Genomic DNA, 17,977 nt, shown 5'->3' with positions numbered 1-17,977 from the left:
CACAAAAAGGATCTTTAGCCAAATACAGACTTGTGCAAGATTTATGCCAAATGGAAATGGCTAATGCCAAAATTAAATACATTAATAATTATTATCAAAATGCTGATAAATCAAATGAGAGTTTCAAATTTACTAAGTCATTATATACTTACTTTTCACAAAATTTATTACTAGCTATAAGCACTTTAACAATATTTGAAATAGAAATTCTTGAACGTGAATTTTTCTGATATACAGCCGAAAAGAAATGATATGAAGAGTTTTGTTCAAAAACTACTTACTACAAACGTCGTAATGAAATGGCTAGCAAAATCATGAAATTCTATTTTGAAAAAGAGTAAGAGCCCTATGGGCTTTTTGCTTTATAATTGCAAATATAAGTGAGGTTTATATGAATCAAGACATTTTACGTTTTAAAAAATTTTGCGAATCTTTAAACTATTCAATCCCTAATTCAATGCAAAATTCTTCACTAACATTAATGGAGTTTGAGTCAAACAACGATAAATTATTGGTTAATATTGACTTTGCTGATGAAATTTCAATCGATGAGTTTTACACCTTTTACAAAGCCATAAAATCTTCAAATCAATATAAAGTTATTGCTAAATTTAACTTTGATTTTTTACAATATAAACACACTAAATTAGTTGAATTTATTGATTTTTTAATACAAAAAAAACAAAAATTCTTCAAGTTAAGACGCATAAATTGAGCCAATGAACTTAAGGTGGTTAGGGACTATGAATACGAAATATATTTTGTTGATGACGCCAACTACTTAGAGATGCAAAATTTAGTTTCATCTTTGGAATTAGACTTAATAAAATATGGTTTTAGCAAACTAAAGCTAACTGTTAAGCCTAAACAAAACAATAATATTTTTGACGAAATTGAAGATGCATCTGCTAAAAAAACTCAAGATATGTTTTTGCAAATGCTTCAACAAGAGAAAAAATCATTGCAAAATAATTTTGCAGAATCTGGCGCTAACACTTTCAGAAAAAAATGGTCTCAAAAACAGTACGAGCAACATGAAATCGAAGAAATTTTATCTCTGCCAGAAAAAACAAATGTAGAATTTTGCGGACAAGTTTTCGATTTTGATATCAGCGAAACTAAAAATGGTAAATTTATTTATTCCTTTGCTCTAACAAATAATGTTGAAGCGATTAAATGCAAAATGATTCGTTCAAACAAGCTAGATGATGATGAAACTAAAATTATTTCAGTTGGCCAATTTGTAAAAATTAAAGGTTCAATTACTATACCTAATATGGGTAAACCTGAACCTACAATATTTGTTGATTCTTTTGAAAAATCTATAACGATGTATGAAATAGAATTAGATGATCTATCTCAATTAGATAAAAGAGTTGAATTGCACGTTTCTTCCAAATTCAGCACAATGGATGGTTTAATAAATCCAGGCGATATTATTGATCGAGCCGAAAAATTAGGTATGAGTGCAGTCGCAATAAGTGATCTTGACGCAGTTCAAGGCTATCCACATTTCTATGCAAAAGCAAAAAAATCTAAAGTTAAAGCAATTTACGGTGCGTCGTTTTCTGCATTTAGAAAAAAACCAGTGTTATTTCTAGGTTCGTTACCAGAAGGAAAAATTTCCGACACTTCGTATGTGTCTTTCGATATCGAAACCACTGGCTTGAGCCCTCGTTTTCACGAGCTAATAGAGTATGGTTCATATAGTATACCTGCCGATAACTCTCAACCTCAAATAGTTCAATTCCTTATTAAGCCACAATCAAAACTTTCTCCTTTTACTACAAAATTAACTGGTATTTCTCAACGTGATGTTGATACAAATGGCTTGAATTATAAAGAAGCTTTACAAAAAATTTATAATGATTTAAATAATAAAATAGCATTAGCACATAATGCTAAATTTGACTATCATTTCATTAAAGAGCAATTCAGACTGCATGATCTACCATTTCCGAATGTAACTGTTATCGACACACTTGTTTTATCTCGCTTATTATTCCCTGAGCGTAAAAAACACAGTCTTGGTGATTTGGCATCAAATTTAGGCGTTAGTTATAATCCGAATGTTGCACACCGCGGAGATTATGATGCTGCTGTGCTTGCACAGATTTGAGTTGAGCTTGTGCATCAGATGAAACTCAAAAACATCGAGACATTTAGTGATTTATATAATTACGAACCTGATTCAAAGTTTAAAGAGCGTTTCCCTTATACAATAAGTACGTTGGTGAAAACGCAAAAAGGGTTAAAAAAACAATTTAATATGGTAACTGAATGTTTGACATCGAATTTCAATTCACGCCCAAGAACTTTTTTAGAGGATATTAAACCTAACGATGATTTATTATTTGGTTCTGGAACATTGTGTTCTAAACTAATAGATGATTATTTTTACTCATCTTGAGATGAGTTTATTAATGAAGTGCAACGTTATGACTACATTGAAATCCCTGCTCCTCAAGCTTTTCAACATTGAATTGACAGTGAATTCATTACTCGTGAACAACTAAACTATGCCTTAAAAGAAATAATTCTAACAGCAAAAAAATATAACAAAATACCAGTTGCAACTGCGGATGTTAAATATCTTGACTCTGTGGACAAAAAAGCCTTTGAAGTTTTAGTTTATGCAAAAGGTATAGGTGCTGCAAGACACTACTTGTATAATTATGATAAAGCAAAAGAACACAGTTTAAGTGTACCTAACCTAAACTTTTTAAACACTACGCAAATGTTAAATCAGTTTAGTTTTTTAGGCGATACTGAATTAACTGAAGAAATTGTAATCACTAACTCAAATAAAATAGCAGATATGTGCGATAGAGTTGTAGCGTTTAAAGATGGTCTTTACACTCCAAAATTCGATAATTCCCCAGTTAAATTAAAAGAGCTTGTCTATGCCAATGCTAGAAAAAAATACGGCGAGGTATTGCCAGAACTAATTGAAAAAAGAATTGAAGCTGAATTAACACCAATTATTAAATATGGATTTGATGTTATATATTGAATTTCACATAAACTAGTTAAGAAATCATTAGATGATGGTTACATAGTGGGATCTAGAGGTTCGGTTGGTTCTTCTCTTGTTGCCACATTGTGTGAAATTAGCGAGGTTAACCCACTAGATCCTTATTATTTGTGTAATAATTGTAAAAAATTTGAATTAGCCAATGTACCAGGCATCACATCGGCTTATGATTTGCCCGATAAGGTTTGCACAAATTGCAATATTAAAATGGACAAAGATGGCCACAGCATAGCATTTGAAACATTCCTTGGGTTCAATGCCGATAAAGTTCCCGATATTGATCTTAACTTTTCTGGAGAATTCCAAGGCAAAATCCATAATGAAACCAGACGCTTATTTGGGGACACTCATACACTGCGGGCTGGTACCATCTCAACTGTTGCTTTTAAAACTGGCTTAGGCTATGTTAGAAACTTTTTCGAAGAAACAGGCAAGTCTTCATCTGAAGCGTTTATATCTTATTTAGCTAAAAAAATTGAAGGAGTTAAAAGAACAACAGGTCAGCACGCTGGAGGTGTCATAGTTATACCAAAAGAATATGATGTTAGTGACTTTACGCCAATAAATTATCCAGCGGACGATGTTGAATCAACTTGATTCACAACGCACTTTGACTTTAAAGCTATCCACGATAATGTTTTGAAACTGGACTTGCTGGGCCACGATAACCCAACAGTTATTAAAATGTTGGAAAAATACACAGGTATAAAAGTTTCATCGGTACCTAAAAATGACCATGATGTGGTTGCCGTGTTTAGTTCAACAAAACCATTGCACATCAAACCTGAAGATATTGGGGGCGAACCTACCGGAGCAATAGGACTACCTGAGTTTGGGACAAGCTTTGTTCGTCAAATGCTTGATCAAGCACAACCAAGATCATTCGCCGATCTTGTATCTATTTCGGGGTTGAGTCATGGAACAAACGTTTGGTTGGGTAACAACCAAGACTTAATTATGAAGCAAGGTTTTAAATTGCCTGATGTGTTTTCTTGCAGGGACGATATTCTTGAAAAATTAGTTAAACAAGGCGTACCTAATAAATTTTCATTTGATATTATGGAAAAAGTACGTAAGGGTAAAGGACTGACAGCAGATGAAGAAAAAGAGTTGAAAAAATACAACGTTCCTGACTGACAAATTGACAGTATGCAAAAAATTGCTTACATGTTCCCCAAAGCACACGCGGTTGCTTATGTATTAATGGCATATTGATTTGCTTGATACAAAATTCACTATCCGTTAGCTTTTTATGCATCTTATTATGCGGCACACGCTAAGGCTGTTGATATTGAGTCAATGGTCGACATTAAAAATGGTAGACGCGCGCATAATAAATTAGTAACACTGCAAAATACCGCCAAGGAAGAATTATCAACAAAAGATAGTGATTTGATGTCTACACTCGAAATTACACGCGAGTTATACGCTAGAGGGCTATATATTGCCAATATTGATTTAAGTCGCTCCTTAGCTCATGAATGACTTATTGACGAGGAGAACCAATGCTTGATACCGCCGTTTAAATCTTTAGATGGTCTTGGGGATTCTGTTGCTGAAAATATAATTGCAGCTCGTAATGAAAAAGAATTTACTTCCATTCAAGATTTATCTTTAAGGGGCAAAGTTAACAAAACACTTATTGAAAAATTAGAAAAAATAGGAGCTTTATCGCATCTTGATGAAACAGATCAAATGAGATTATTTTAGAATTGAATTATGAAAAATACAAATTACAAAAAACCAACGTTTTGAAATGTTTTTGTGCTGATCTTGATGGTTACATTCATAGGTTTTGGCGGTGGTAACGCCCTAATGCCAGTAATTAAGCGATATGCTGTTGATAAGTATGGTTGATTAAGTTCTGATGAGTTTGATAAAAACGTGGTTGTAACCAATATGTTGCCAGGACCAATGGCTATTCAAGCGCTTGCATATATTGCGATTCGTTCTTTAGGATTTTGAAAAGGTTCTTTAGTTGTAACATTAGCTGCTATACCTCATATTTTACTTACAATACTATTAATTTTTGCAATCGGGTGATTACCTCAAAAATATTTAATTGTTGTTCAAACAGGTGTGCTTGTGGCCATTGTTGGAAGTTTACTTGGCTTTGCTTGAGGATATTTTAAAAAAGGTATCAAAAACATTAAAATAAGTCTTTGAGTTATATTATTTTTAGTTACATTTTGCTTCTCGTTGTTTATACCTACCCCCTATAACATACCTGTGGCGATCATGCTGATAATAATTTGCATTTACACTACATTTTATTTAATCCAAAAACGCAGAAAAAACCCAAAAAAGGAAAAAATTAACAAAAATACTGAAAAAGTTCAAGGGAGAGAGGAATAATGACGTTACTAGCCTTAGCAGTAGCTATACCATTAATAGCGTTAATTTCCTTATCAGTTTTTGGTGGTGGCCAAATATTTATGCCAATTTTTACATGGCTGTGAACCTCGTTGTCACAATGATTTGGCGTAACTATAACTTCAGAACAAATTGCAGGTGTGTTTGCTATTTCAAATTCAACGCCAGGAATATTAAGTCCCAAATTTGCGGCTATTACAGGTTATTTGGTTGCACAAGGTGCTTGGTGAGGTTATTTGGCAATGTTTATAACTTATTTAGCCTTTGTTTTGCCAGCTATTTTAATGATGCAATTAGCACTCAAGTATATTGATAAGTTTGAATCTTCGCCTTTTCTTAAAAAATTAATTAATGTTATGAACCCAGTGGTTACAGCAATTATTTTTGCTTTGGCAGCACAATTATTCATAGCTTTAATTGCTCCCAATTTCCGCTTTAATAAGTCTGCTAGCGAGTATATTTTACTCAACGAAAACAGTGCAAATGCCCAGTTTTTAAGTGGTTGACGTCGCATTGCTTTATGAGTTTATGTGCCAATTGGAATTGGTTTAAGTTTGTTTTTATACAACAAAAAAATTCCTCTTTTTGGCTTAATATTATCCAATGTTGCATTCGCATTTATACTATTTCAACCATGGTTATAGATAAACAAAAAACGAGCCTGAGCTCGTTTTTCATTTGCTTATTTTTTCTCTTTGTGTGAGGTGTGTGCGTTACATTTACCACAGTATTTGTTTAATTCAACTTTTTCTGGGTGGTTTTTTTTGTTTTTCTTACTAATGTAGTTTTCCATTTTGCACACTGTGCATTGGAATGTAAACCCTTCTCTTGCCATGTTAATCTCCTATATTGATTGTTATTGACACATAAATTGAACATTTATGTGTGATTTTATCTCTTTGTTAAGTTTGTAAACATAACAAGAGTCAATGTCAACTAAGACAATATTACTTCTCAATAATAAGAAGTCATTTTCAATTATAACTTTTATTAATTTTTTCAAAAATAATTTTTATATAAAACCTGTTTTAAAGAGCTAATTTAGTTTTGTTGCATCTTAAGATGCATTTTTTCAAGTTTTTGCACAGCTTTTTTCACACTATCATAAGCAGCGCTGCGTGTGGTTGCGCCAATATCTGCAATTTCTTGATAGCTTAAATTTTCAAAAAAATACAATTGAAAACACTGCGCTTGAGTTTGCGTTAAAAAACTTTTATACTTTTCGAATAAGTCGATGTAGTATTCTCTTTGCTCAAGTGTATTAATCGTTGATTTGGGCTGCATCAATTAATTCCTTAGTCATTGTGTAAATGAATTTTTCTAAATCAAACTCTTCTAAATCATCTATTCCTTCGCCTAAACCAATGTATTTAACATTCAGATCAAATTCATCTTTAATTGAAAGAACAATTCCACCCTTGCTGGTGCCATCCATTTTGGTTAAAATAATTCCTGTTGGATTAGCCACTTCTTTAAAGTGTTTAGCCTGACTAATTCCATTTTGCCCCGTAGTTGCATCCAGCACTAGCAAGCACTCATGTGGAGCGTTTTGTTGAAAACGCTCAATAATTCCGTACATTTTTTCAAGTTCTTTCATTAAGTTAACTTTATTTTGCAATCTACCAGCTGTATCGATTAGCAATAAATCATAATTTTCAGCTTTGGCTTTTTTCAATGAATCAAAGACTACTGAAGCAGGATCAGCTCCCTCTTTATCAGCTTTGACAATATCAGCTCCAGCACGTTTAGCCCACACTTCAAGTTGGCTTACTGCACCTGCTCTAAATGTATCGGCAGCTGCTACAAGAACTTTTTTACCCATTGATGTGTATTTATGTGCAATTTTGGCAACTGAAGTAGTTTTTCCTGACCCATTAACACCGACAAAAACAAAGATATTTAAGCGTCCATCTTGAAAATCTAAAGTTGTATCAACAACGCTTTTGTTGGTATAAATAACAAACATTTGATCAGCAGTTAATTCACCTAAATCCTTTGAATCAGTTAGATTTCTTGCTCTAACTTCATTTTTTAGGTGTGTAATGATTGCATAAACAAGTTGAGCGCTAATATCAGACATAATTAAAATTTCTTCTAATTCTTCAAAGAATTCTTCATTAATTTTTTTATGTTTGTTTTGTAAATTGAATATTTTTTGCCCCAAACTTGATGAATTAGTTAAACCCGTTGCATATTTTTCAAGTTTTTTACTTTCAATAAGCTTTTGCTCTTCTAAAGCTTCGATTTGCTGTTCTTTTTCGGCAACTTTATCTTGTTTTTTACCGAATATTTTTTCTTTTAAAAATTTAAAAAATCCCATATTGTTTTAATTTTATTCTAAAATTGCTTTTTGCTAAATAAAACTCAAATTAAACAACTAAAACCACTCAAAATTGTTGCCTTTAGCTTATAATTAAAAATATAGCGATTAGAGCTTTAATAATAACAGTCCATCTGTTTAAGGGGATTATATGCCAATATGTAAAAATAAAGAGATGAATTTTCCTCTCTTGGGAGCCATTGTTAATGTGCAGGCTTACAAATATAATGGTCATCTTTATCGTCAATGAAATGGCGTAAAGGTAATACGCAACACTGAAGACCATTATGCTTTATTTATCTATAAAACCAAGGTAGCTGAAACTGAAAAAAGTTCATGAGTATACCGTGAACCAGTGATTTGGTTCATGCCTAAAAATGAAAATTACAATGCACTGGTGATGCTAAAAAAGAAACATAATTACATTTATGTCAACTTAGCATCTAAGCCAATTTATGAAGATAATACAATAAAATTTATTGATTTTGACCTTGATTTAAAGTGCTATCCACGCCGCGACATTTCAATAGTTGACCGCGAGGAATTTAGTCAAAATGCCAAAAAATTCAATTATCCTGAAGCCCTTAAAGAAATTATTTATGAGGGCCTAGAGCAATTAATTGATAAACAGCAAAAAAATCAGTATTTTTTCAATCCAAAATTGATAGATTACTACGTTGATGTAATTAAATTAGACAACTCATTGCCACGTCACTTTCGTACAAATGATGATGAAGGTGACATTGAAGTAAAGCAAAACAATCACAAATGCAAAAAAACTGCTCGTTAGGCAGTTTTTTAGTTGCTATTTGCTTGATTTAAAGACACAATAATCATTGGTTCTTTATTAAATGTTTTAAAAATTTTCTTTCTAACAACGTGTCTTGCACGGTTTTGAAAATCTTTAAGACCGTCAAATTTTTCTGTATCCAAAAGATTTGCAATTGTTGAAATAATCAATTCTTCGGCTTCTTTTTTGTCGTTTTTGTCAAGTGATCCAACAATATTAATTTGTACTTTACCCACAATTTTTTTAGTTGCAGGATTATAAGTTGTAGTGACAATAACTGCACCATCACGACCTAAAATTTCACGCTCAGCAATAACTTCGGTACTAATATCACCAATACCAAAGCCATCAATAATCACGTCGCCAACGCCTTTAACTTTACCTTTTGTACTTGCCAATTTGCCATCAATAAAGTGAGCAATTTTACCATTTTGCAACAATAAACAATTTTGCACTTTAGTGTTAGTATTTTGCGCAATTTGTTTAGCAGCCTCAGATAAATAGCGATATAGACCCTGCACTGGAATTACGTATTGAGGTTGCAATTTGTTGACTAAATCGACTAAATCTTGACTTGCAGGACGGTGTCTGTAAAATTCTTTACTTGAAACATCTGAAATTTTAGGAGTAATGCGTGCTATTTCATCTAACGCAACCGCTGCTATGCTTTCAAGACCAGCAATTGGGGGAGCAATCATTATTACATTATCAGTGTTTTTAAGCTTTAAAAACACGTCGTTATTATCTGTGATTCTTAAAAATCTTGAGTATAAACGCTCAATTGAACCAGTAACTAAAATAACCGCGTTATCGTTTTTATTGGCAAGTTTGTAGTCAACTAATTTAGGTAAATTCAATTTTGGGTGCTCTTTACGCATTAGTTCGAAAAGTTGACCATAAGTTTTACCATATGTAACGATTGGACGATTTGTTTGGTAAGCTAAATCCAAAATCTGGTGAATTGCAACCATTTCTTCATCATATGCACCAATTACAATTCTTTCGTTAGGGCTAGCGGCTAAGAAAAGTTCTTTAACAGTTTGAGGTAAATTAATCTTTTCAACTGCTTTGCCTGAATAGTTAGCGCGACCTGAATCAACTACAAGGGCTAATAATTTTCTTTTGGTAAAGGCTTTTTTAAGAAAATCAAAATCAAGTTTACCGTAAATTCCCAAATCACCTTCAACAAAGTTAAACATGAATAAAACATCACCATTTGGTGTAATAAAGTCAAATCCAATGTGCCCAGGCATTGAGCCTGCTAGTTCAATAGGTTGAACCAATATTTCGCCGAATTTACTCATTTTAGAGAGTGTATGGATCTTATAACTTTTGTTTTCAATCTTGTATTTAGAAATTCTTTCTGTAATCATTACTTTATTGAATGCTGATGTGTAAATGTTTAAATTTGGTACATGCATCAATAATCATGGTAAAGCTGAGAAGGTTTCATTTTTCACATCGCTAATAAACACACCAACAATGCGATCTTTATTTTTTTCTAGATATGAAAAGTCAGGAATTAATGTATCAACACCATTTTTTGAGTTAATTGGCACTTTGGTCCCGGCATTAATAACGTAGATTTTATTGTTGTATTCAAGAACATAACAGTTTTTACCGTTTTCATCTAAGCCACCAAGGGCAAATATGTTTATATGATTCATTTTTCTCCTATCATTATTGTTTGGAAAGTAAAAAGTCAATAAATATTGTTTATTATAGCATAAAAAAAGCCAATATTGCTAATGATTGACTTTTGAAAAATGTTGATATTTGTTGATCTTTTCGCGTTTTGCGGCGTTCATTTTAACAACGATTGTAAATTCACCTTTTTGCGATGTTTGAGCTAATTGTTCTTTAACTTGCTCAACGCTTCCTAAGTAAAAACTTTCGTGAATTTTAGTTAATTCTCTAGCAACAAAAATTGTTGCTTGTTGGCCCCAACATGTTTGAATATCGGCGAAAAAATTATCAATTTTATGTGGCGAAACATAGAAAATATGTGAATTTTCAGTGTCTAAAGACTGAATTTGTTTTAATCTTTGCCCACTTTTTTCTTTTGGAAAAGCGTGAAAAGTAAAGGTTTGAGACAAACCTGACAGTGCAAAAGCACTGATCGCAGCATTTACTCCTGGCACTAGTTGAACATCAATATTATTTGCTCTTGCGAGTTTAATTAACTCAAAACCAGGATCACTCACCAAAGGCATACCAGCATCTGAAACAAGTGCAACATTTAAATTGTTTTTTAAAATTAAGTCAATTATATATGCAGCTGACTTACTTTCGTCTATTTTGCTGTATGAAACTAGTTTTTTGCTGATCCCAAAATGTGACAGCAATTTTTCACTCACACGAGTATCTTCGCAGGCTACTAAATCAACAAATTTAAGTGTTTCAAGTGCCCGTAATGTTATATCTTTTAGGTTACCTATAGGTGTTCCAACTATATAAATTTTACTCATAACACTCCATTATTTTGTTAATTAATGCTTCAATCTGTAAAAACAAATTAATATTTTCTTTTATGTTATTAAGAAATGAATCAATTGCTGTTATTGATTTGCGAAAATCATTGTTTGATTTTGTAATTTTACTGAATAAAGACTGAAATTCCTTGGGTTTTGATTGAAAATACAAATATTTTGCACTGTAGAAAAATTTCAGTATTCGGAATAAAAAGACAAGTTGAGTATGCATTTCTTTTTTATTTAAACATGTTAGAAAATAAGACAATGCAAACTTATTTTTGAATGAATCTTCTAATGCTTTAACCAGTGAAAAAATCAGATCACTTGATATATTGATATTTTCAAGTTCATCGACATCATTTAACGTTTTTGAATAAAGCCATGATATTTCAGGGTTTAAATTTTTGCTAGCAAGTAAATGTTTAATTTCATCGTTGCTTGATTTGTTAATATTGATAATAAATGAACGAGATTTAATTGTTGGCAACAACAGCTGAGCGTTGGTTGTTGTTAGAACAAAAGTAACGTTATTGCCCGGTTCTTCAATGGTTTTTAACAATGCGTTCAAAGCAACGTGTGAAGCTAACTCAATATTTTTGAAAATGATAATTTTTTGTTCTGAGTTAGTGATGTTGCTAAAACTGCTTGATTCAAAAATGGTTAAAATGTCATTTTTTTTAAGACCTTCGCCTGTTGACTTAGATGCGTCAGCAACAATAATATTTGCTGGTGTGTTTTCAATTGATTTTATATTGGAATTAGTAAAATTATTGATCATAAAAACAAGGTGTTCATCAAGATTTACACCTTTGTATGTTTTTAATAAATAGCAGTGGCTTATTTTGTTTAACGAAGCTGCTGAGGTAATAAGTTTTTTAAAATTATTCGATATCACCTTTATTAACCTCATCAAATCATTTTTTGAATTTCTCGTTAGCAAACAGCTTATCGATAAGTTCAGACAATACTTCATCCACAGACTGATTTGCGTTGATAACAACAAAGCGCTCAGGCTCATTTTCTATCAATTTTAGGTAGCCTTCATAAACTTTGTCTCTAAAGTTGTCAGTTTCAGCATCTAAGCGATCGTGGTATTGAACCAAGCGACCAGCGTTAAGTCTAGCTTTACTTTGTTCAGGGGTGATGTTTAAAAAGAAAGTAATGTCAGGCATTGTGGATTCAATTACTAGTGCAGACATTTGTTTTGTATATTCAACTCCAAGATTTCTAGCGTAACCTTGATAAGCATAAAAACTATCAACATAGCGATCGCTAATAACAAGTTTGTTTTCTTTCAGAGCTGGTCAGACAACTCTTTCAAGGTGAATACGTCTGCTTGTTGTGTACAGCAACGCTTCAGCAACTGAGCTTAAAACACTCCTTTTGTCAAGAATTAATTCGCGAATTTTTTCAGCTTCAATAATGTCTTTTCCGCCTGGTTCACGAGTTGTAATATATTGCAAACCTGGACATTTTTTAGCTAAAAATTCAACAAGTTTATTGATAATAGTTGTTTTTCCGCTGGCATCTGGCCCTTCAAATGTAATAAACATATGTACCCCTTTTTACTTGTTGCGATTTTCAATTGCTTGCTTAATTGTGAAAGTATCTAAGTATTCAAGACTTGATCCCATCGGCATACCAATGGCAGCTCTTGAAGCTTTAATACCTTTATTTTCAAAAAGTGTAAGTAAATGATTTGTTGTCATTTCGCCCTCCAAAGATGGTGAAATGACAATGATAACTTCTTCGAAATTATATTGGTCTACAAAATCAAAAAGTTGCTGGTATTCATAATCTTGGCTATTTAATTGTCCCTTAACACTCATTAAATATGGCAATACGAAATAGTATCCTAAAAAAATACCCATTTCGTCAATTTTGTTTAGTGTTGTTGGGCTCTCAACTACCATTAGTGAATTAGTCTTGAATTTATCATCACAATTCAAACACAAGCCTTCTTCACGAATGAAGTTGCATTTGTGGCAAAATTGAATTTTTGTGTGTATATTATTGATTTTTTCAATTAATTCAGTACTAAATTCAGAAGGTTGGTTTAACAAAAATGAAGACATTTTTTCTGCTTGTTTTTTGCTTATACCTGGAATTTTCTTGAATATTTCATTAGCTTCTTCAAGAGTTTTAATTTTCATTAGAAACCAAATCCACCTGGCATTTGCGGCATAAGTTTTTCTTGCTCTTCATCAATTTTAGTAAACAATTGATTGATTACAAGAGTTAGTAAATCAGATAAAGTTTGAGGGTCTTCAGGGTCTACTAAGTCTTCGTCCTTTATGTTGATAGCTACAATACGTTTGCTGCCTTTAGCAACAACTTCAAGCCCGTATTTTTCTTCACTGAATGTTTGTTCCATAAATTCTTCAGTTTTGTCTTGTAATTCTTTTTGCAGTTTTTGCATTTTTCTTAACATTGCTTGATCCATAATTTTTCTCCTTATACTAGACTTAATTCTTTAAATAATTTACCTGTTGGTGTGTCCATTGAATCAATTTTTACTGGCTCTAATGGAGTTGTTGGTCCTACATTGCCTGTATCAAATTCATTGATTACTTGGCGTGAAATCTCTTTGTATTGAACTCTGTCTCCGATTGCGTAAATATGTTTGTATTCTCCGCAGTATTTTTGCATAAACTCTTGAAAAATACTGTCTTTTTGTACATCTTTTAGATAGTTCAAAATTCTATTATCTTTAGCGGTCAATATTATAAAGTGTTGTCCCGCTGCTAGAATTTTTACTTCCTTCAAAATTCTAATTAACTGCGTATAAGTTGGGTCTATATTCAACTTAACAGCTACACTTATTGAGTTGTTGATATCATTTACGGCTTCAATATTTGAAAGTCTCAACAGATTTGATAATTCTTCGTTTGTGTATGTGTTTATGTACTCAGTTTTAGTGCTGTATTCAGTATCAAAATCTGGAAGTTTAATACTTGCAGAAAAACTTGTTTTTTCACTTAAATCTATTTCCGAAGTTGAAATTAATCCATCATCTTCAAAGTTAAAATCATCGTTTTGGTTTAATAAATCATCACTTAAATTTTGTACGTCAGCTAAATCATCATTTGATTCAATTAGAAGCTCTTGACTGTGTTCAAGTGCAATTTTAACTGTGTCTTGTAATTTTTCTTTTCCCATTGAATCCTCCTTGTTGGCGCTTAATTCAACTTTTTCAGTATTTTTTGTTGCTAAATTCTCAGAATTATCTACTTTAGGTCTGCCAATGTTGATGCTCGATTTTGTCTGCTTACACATTCTAATTAGACTTAGTTCAATTAATTCAAATGGTGCATCACTAAATGCAGTTTCTCGAGCTAACTTATAAAAGCTATCTGATAACTCAAGAGCGAATCGATAATCAATGTTTAATGAGTTGATTTCATCTACATGGAATAGCTCCAATAATGATGCGTCAGCAGTGCGTTCATAAACCAAAAAATCCTTGATTGCACTTAGTAAACCTAAAACAAATAAATTGGGGTCTATACCGCCATTTTTTAATTCTTCAACAAGCAATATCAAGTTTTTGATTTCGCCTGTGTATAGTAAATTAATAATATTGGCTAGATTTTGATTATCGCTAATTCCAAAGGCATACACAATATCTTTTAATTCGATTTTACCATTGCCATAAGCCAAGGCTTGGTCAGCAATAGACAAAGCGTCTCTCATGCCGCCATTCGCCAAACGCGCAATATAGTTTAATGACTCAGAATCATACAAAATTTGTTCATTTTTCAATACATTTTGTAGCTGTTGCACAATAATGTTGTTTGGAATTTTTCTAAAATTATATCTTTGCACTCTCGAAAGAATTGTCAAAGGTATTTTTTGCGGATCGGTGGTAGCCAAAATAAATATTGCGTGTGCAGGTGGCTCCTCTAATGTTTTTAAAAGAGCATTGAACGCACCTTTGGTTAACATATGAACCTCGTCAATAATGTAGACTTTATATTTACCATTTGCGGGAGTGTGTTGAATTTTGTCGCGTAAATCACGTATTTCTTTAACGCCATTATTTGAAGCAGCGTCCATTTCAATAATGTCAAAATTTTGATTTACAGTTTGCAAACAATGTTCGCAAATATTAGTTAAAGTGTCTGCATGCGAGCAATTTAGTGTAGCTGCAAAAATTTTAGCCACGCTAGTTTTACCGACCCCTCGTGGACCAGCAAATAAGTATGCGTGTGAAATTTTATGATTTAGGATAATGTTTTTTAGGGTTTTCACAATGTGGTCTTGACCCACAACTTCATCAAAAATGCTTGGACGGTATTTTCGATATAGTGCCTTATAACTCATTTTACCCCCTCTAGTTTATTAATTATATTAATATTAAGATAATTATTTTAAAATTAGCAAAAAAATTCAATTAAAATTAAATCAGCATAAATCATTAAATTTTTGAATATATGTCTATAAGTTGAAAGGAAATATATGAAAAAAAGCGTTTTAATAGTGATAGATGGTCTAGGAATTGGACCAAATTATGAAGGCAATGCCTTCGCGTTAGCTAAAACTCCTACACTTGATAAATTGCTAAGCGAATATCCGCATTCACTGTTGCAAGCATCAGGCGAATATGTTGGCTTGCCCGCAGGTCAAATGGGCAATTCAGAAGTAGGACATTTAAACATTGGTGCAGGTAGAATTGTTTATACTGGGCTAAGTTTAATTAATCAGTCAATCAAAACAGGTGAATTTAAATCTAATGTTGCTTTGTTAAATGCAATAAATTCAATAAAAAATACTGATAAAACATTGCATTTAATTGGTTTATTAAGCGATGGTGGAGTCCACTCGCATCAAGATCACTTATTTGAAATAATGAAGCTAGCACACGAAAATGGATTAAAAAATGTATCGTTGCACTTAATAGGCGATGGACGTGATGTAGCACCTAAATCAATTTTAGATTCATTAAGTAAAACTATTGAATTAACTAGTGAATTTAACTACAAAATTTCTTCAATAGGCGGTAGATACTATGGCATGGATAGAGACAAAATGTTCGACCGTGTTCAAGTGCATTTCGATGCTATTGTTGGCAAAAGCAACAATAAATTCAATAATGTTATTGAATATGTTGAACAAATGTACTCACAAAACATTAGCGATGAATTTATTATTCCGGCCTCAAGCATTGAAGGGGATTTTGTTAAAGACGGTGATAGTGTAATATTTTTTAACTTTAGACCAGACAGAGCGCGTCAATTGTCACATTGCCTAATCGGTTCGAATTTATTTGATTATGTGCCTTTAAATTCAGTAAAACTTTCAAGTTTTGTTACAATGATGAAATATGAAGGTATTGATTCAATTGTTGCTATTGAAGAAATGCAAGTTAAAAATCCAATCGGTGAAGCTATTGCTAATTCAGGGTTAAAACAACTTAGACTGGCCGAAACGCAAAAATATTCGCACGTAACTTATTTTATGGATGGTGGAGTTGATGTTGAATATCAAAATTCTAAGCGTATAATGGTTGATTCATTGAAGGTTAAAACTTATGATTTAGCACCACAAATGAGTGCTAAAGAAATAACGGGCACATTGCTAGAACAAGGCTTAAACTTCGATTTGGTTATTATGAACTATGCAAACCCCGATATGGTTGGCCATACTGGCGTATTGAGTGCTGCGATTGAGGCTGTGGAATTTTTAGACACCCAACTAGCTAGAGTTTTAGAGTGGGCTAATTCTAATGGTGTAACTTTATTTATCACCGCAGATCATGGTAATGCTGAAGTAATGATTGATAAAAAGGGTGGACCTGCCACAAAACATACTGATAATCCAGTAATGTTTGTATGTAGTGACAAAAATGTTGAATTAAAAAATGGAATCCTTGGAGATGTAGCTCCAACAATATTAAAATATTTAAATATACCTAAACCTAAAGAAATGACACAGGAGAGCTTAATTTAAAATGAATGAGCAGTTTAAAAGAATAGTTTTTAGCGATGTGGATGGAACAATATATTCTTTTCCAGAGCACAAACTAGAAAATGATGTTAAAGAGTCTGTATTGGAATCAAAAAAAGAGGGTGTCGAGTTTGTTATAGTAACAGGTAACCCTCTTTATGACAAAATCAAATTTTTAGCTAGAGAGCTAAACTCAAGATATGTGATAACTTCAAATGGTGCACAGATATACGACATATTAAATGATGAATATGTTTACAAACAAATAATTTCAGATGAAAATACGCAAAAAATAATCAAAATTGTTGATAAATATGATGGCTCAATCGCATGACACAATGAAACAGAATTTGGGCTATACAACATGAGTTTTGAAATGAGTGATTTTTACAAAACTTTCAATGATTTTGACGACTATAATTTGTCAAAAGACGCTATAAAATCAGTATTTAAGATTGAAATAGCTGAGCCAATTGATCACATCAAGAAAATATACAATGAATTAATTAAGCTAGATTTAGATCTTGATATTGTTTTATTATCTACCCACATTGAAATAACTGCAAAAAATGTAAGCAAAGGTGATGCACTTTTATACGCTTGCAAAAATGTGTTTAATACTAAACCCGAATATGTTATGGCTATAGGTGATAGCGAAAATGATTTAAGTATGCTAAAAGTTGCCGGCTTTGCTTATGCAATGGATAATTCAAGCGAAATTGTCAAAAAATCAGTGTCTTTATACACAAGTTCTGTTGAACAAAACGGTTTAGGCGAAGCAATTGTTGACTATGTTTATAGAACAAGGTTAATGCAAGAAAAAGCTCTTATTGAACAAAAAATCAATGCTCAAAATGCAAAATTAAGAAGATAAATAAGCAAATCAAAAACGTCTTGTGTTGTCCGAGGCGTTTTTTTGTGTGTAAATTGCAACCGCAAATTACCAAATGTTATTAAAAGATCAATACACGTTAAAAATTAGACTGATATCAATAAATTTCAATACGATTTACACGCTATTTAATTGGCGCTATAAACAA

At 32.2% G+C, this 17,977-nt stretch carries 17 protein-coding genes; 7 read left to right on the top strand and 10 right to left on the bottom strand.

Features of this window, described 5'->3' with window-relative positions:
* Positions 1-50: 50 nt before the first annotated feature.
* Genes T329_RS0100490 through T329_RS0100475 form a run of 4 tightly spaced genes read left to right on the top strand, consistent with a single transcriptional unit; the run spans position 51 to position 6,051 of the window.
* Positions 51-341 (top strand): hypothetical protein, encoded by a 291-nt coding sequence (locus T329_RS0100490; RefSeq protein ID WP_156933757.1) that lies wholly within the window; start codon positions 51-53, stop codon positions 339-341.
* Positions 342-391: 50 nt separating this feature from the next.
* Positions 392-4,744, top strand: coding sequence for a PolC-type DNA polymerase III (locus T329_RS0100485; protein ID WP_029608488.1), 4,353 nt, complete (start codon positions 392-394; stop codon positions 4,742-4,744).
* 9 nt (positions 4,745-4,753) lie between these two features.
* On the top strand, positions 4,754-5,389 hold the full coding sequence (locus T329_RS0100480; RefSeq protein ID WP_029608487.1) for a chromate transporter: 636 nt from the start codon (positions 4,754-4,756) through the stop codon (positions 5,387-5,389).
* A complete protein-coding gene (locus T329_RS0100475) occupies positions 5,389-6,051 on the top strand; it encodes a chromate transporter (protein ID WP_029608486.1) in 663 nt (220 codons plus the stop codon). The genes T329_RS0100480 and T329_RS0100475 overlap by 1 nt, the downstream gene beginning before the upstream one ends.
* 38 nt (positions 6,052-6,089) lie before the next feature.
* Here the strand turns inward: T329_RS0100475 and rpmG are convergent, their stop codons facing one another.
* From rpmG to ftsY, 3 genes are all read right to left on the bottom strand, one after another.
* Positions 6,090-6,242, bottom strand: a complete 153-nt coding sequence (gene rpmG, locus T329_RS0100470) for a 50S ribosomal protein L33 (RefSeq protein ID WP_029608485.1) — start codon at positions 6,240-6,242, stop codon at positions 6,090-6,092.
* Between the two features lie 206 nt (positions 6,243-6,448).
* Positions 6,449-6,691 (bottom strand): sigma factor-like helix-turn-helix DNA-binding protein, encoded by a 243-nt coding sequence (locus T329_RS0100465; RefSeq protein WP_029608484.1) that lies wholly within the window; start codon positions 6,689-6,691, stop codon positions 6,449-6,451.
* Positions 6,669-7,727, bottom strand: a complete 1,059-nt coding sequence (gene ftsY, locus T329_RS0100460) for a signal recognition particle-docking protein FtsY (RefSeq protein ID WP_029608483.1) — start codon at positions 7,725-7,727, stop codon at positions 6,669-6,671. The genes T329_RS0100465 and ftsY overlap by 23 nt, the downstream gene beginning before the upstream one ends.
* 151 nt (positions 7,728-7,878) lie before the next feature.
* Between ftsY and T329_RS0100455 the strand changes: the two genes are divergently transcribed.
* Positions 7,879-8,517, top strand: coding sequence for a DUF402 domain-containing protein (locus tag T329_RS0100455; protein WP_051630101.1), 639 nt, complete (start codon positions 7,879-7,881; stop codon positions 8,515-8,517).
* 8 nt (positions 8,518-8,525) lie between these two features.
* On the opposite strand, the gene T329_RS0100450 is transcribed toward T329_RS0100455, so the two are convergent.
* From T329_RS0100450 to dnaX, 7 genes are all read right to left on the bottom strand, one after another.
* Entirely contained in the window at positions 8,526-10,184 is a 1,659-nt protein-coding gene (locus T329_RS0100450) for an MBL fold metallo-hydrolase RNA specificity domain-containing protein (RefSeq protein WP_029608481.1), read from the bottom strand.
* A 78-nt stretch (positions 10,185-10,262) separates the two neighbouring features.
* Complete coding sequence (gene rsmI / locus T329_RS0100445; RefSeq protein WP_029608480.1) at positions 10,263-10,985, bottom strand: 16S rRNA (cytidine(1402)-2'-O)-methyltransferase; 723 nt, start codon at positions 10,983-10,985, stop codon at positions 10,263-10,265.
* The gene (locus T329_RS0100440) at positions 10,978-11,901 is read right to left on the bottom strand and encodes a hypothetical protein (protein ID WP_169734328.1); all 924 of its coding nucleotides are present in this window, start codon (positions 11,899-11,901) and stop codon (positions 10,978-10,980) included. Before T329_RS0100440 ends, rsmI begins: the two co-directional genes overlap by 8 nt.
* Positions 11,873-12,544 (bottom strand): dTMP kinase, encoded by a 672-nt coding sequence (gene tmk / locus T329_RS0100435; protein WP_029608478.1) that lies wholly within the window; start codon positions 12,542-12,544, stop codon positions 11,873-11,875. Before tmk ends, T329_RS0100440 begins: the two co-directional genes overlap by 29 nt.
* A gap of 12 nt (positions 12,545-12,556) precedes the next feature.
* Positions 12,557-13,144: a toprim domain-containing protein gene (locus T329_RS0100430; protein ID WP_029608477.1), complete on the bottom strand. Its 588-nt coding sequence runs from the start codon at positions 13,142-13,144 to the stop codon at positions 12,557-12,559.
* On the bottom strand, positions 13,144-13,434 hold the full coding sequence (locus T329_RS0100425) for a YbaB/EbfC family nucleoid-associated protein (RefSeq protein WP_029608476.1): 291 nt from the start codon (positions 13,432-13,434) through the stop codon (positions 13,144-13,146). The genes T329_RS0100430 and T329_RS0100425 overlap by 1 nt, the downstream gene beginning before the upstream one ends.
* Positions 13,435-13,445: 11 nt before the next feature.
* Positions 13,446-15,314 carry a DNA polymerase III subunit gamma/tau gene (gene dnaX, locus T329_RS0100420; RefSeq protein ID WP_029608475.1) on the bottom strand — a complete coding sequence of 623 codons (1,869 nt, stop codon included), beginning with the start codon at positions 15,312-15,314 and terminating at the stop codon, positions 13,446-13,448.
* Positions 15,315-15,449: 135 nt separating this feature from the next.
* On the opposite strand from dnaX, the gene gpmI reads away from it, so the two are divergent.
* Both gpmI and T329_RS0100410 read left to right on the top strand, forming a co-directional pair.
* Positions 15,450-16,940, top strand: a complete 1,491-nt coding sequence (gpmI, locus tag T329_RS0100415) for a 2,3-bisphosphoglycerate-independent phosphoglycerate mutase (RefSeq protein WP_029608474.1) — start codon at positions 15,450-15,452, stop codon at positions 16,938-16,940.
* Position 16,941: 1 nt separating this feature from the next.
* A complete protein-coding gene (locus T329_RS0100410; protein ID WP_029608473.1) occupies positions 16,942-17,811 on the top strand; it encodes a Cof-type HAD-IIB family hydrolase in 870 nt (289 codons plus the stop codon).
* Positions 17,812-17,977 lie beyond the last annotated feature (166 nt).

The organism is Mycoplasma simbae ATCC 49888, from assembly GCF_000702705.1.
Taxonomy (GTDB): Bacteria; Bacillota_I; Bacilli_A; order Mycoplasmatales; family Metamycoplasmataceae; genus Mycoplasmopsis; species Mycoplasmopsis simbae.
Note: the sequence above shows the minus strand (reverse complement) of the source record. Positions and strands in the feature narration are given on the sequence as shown.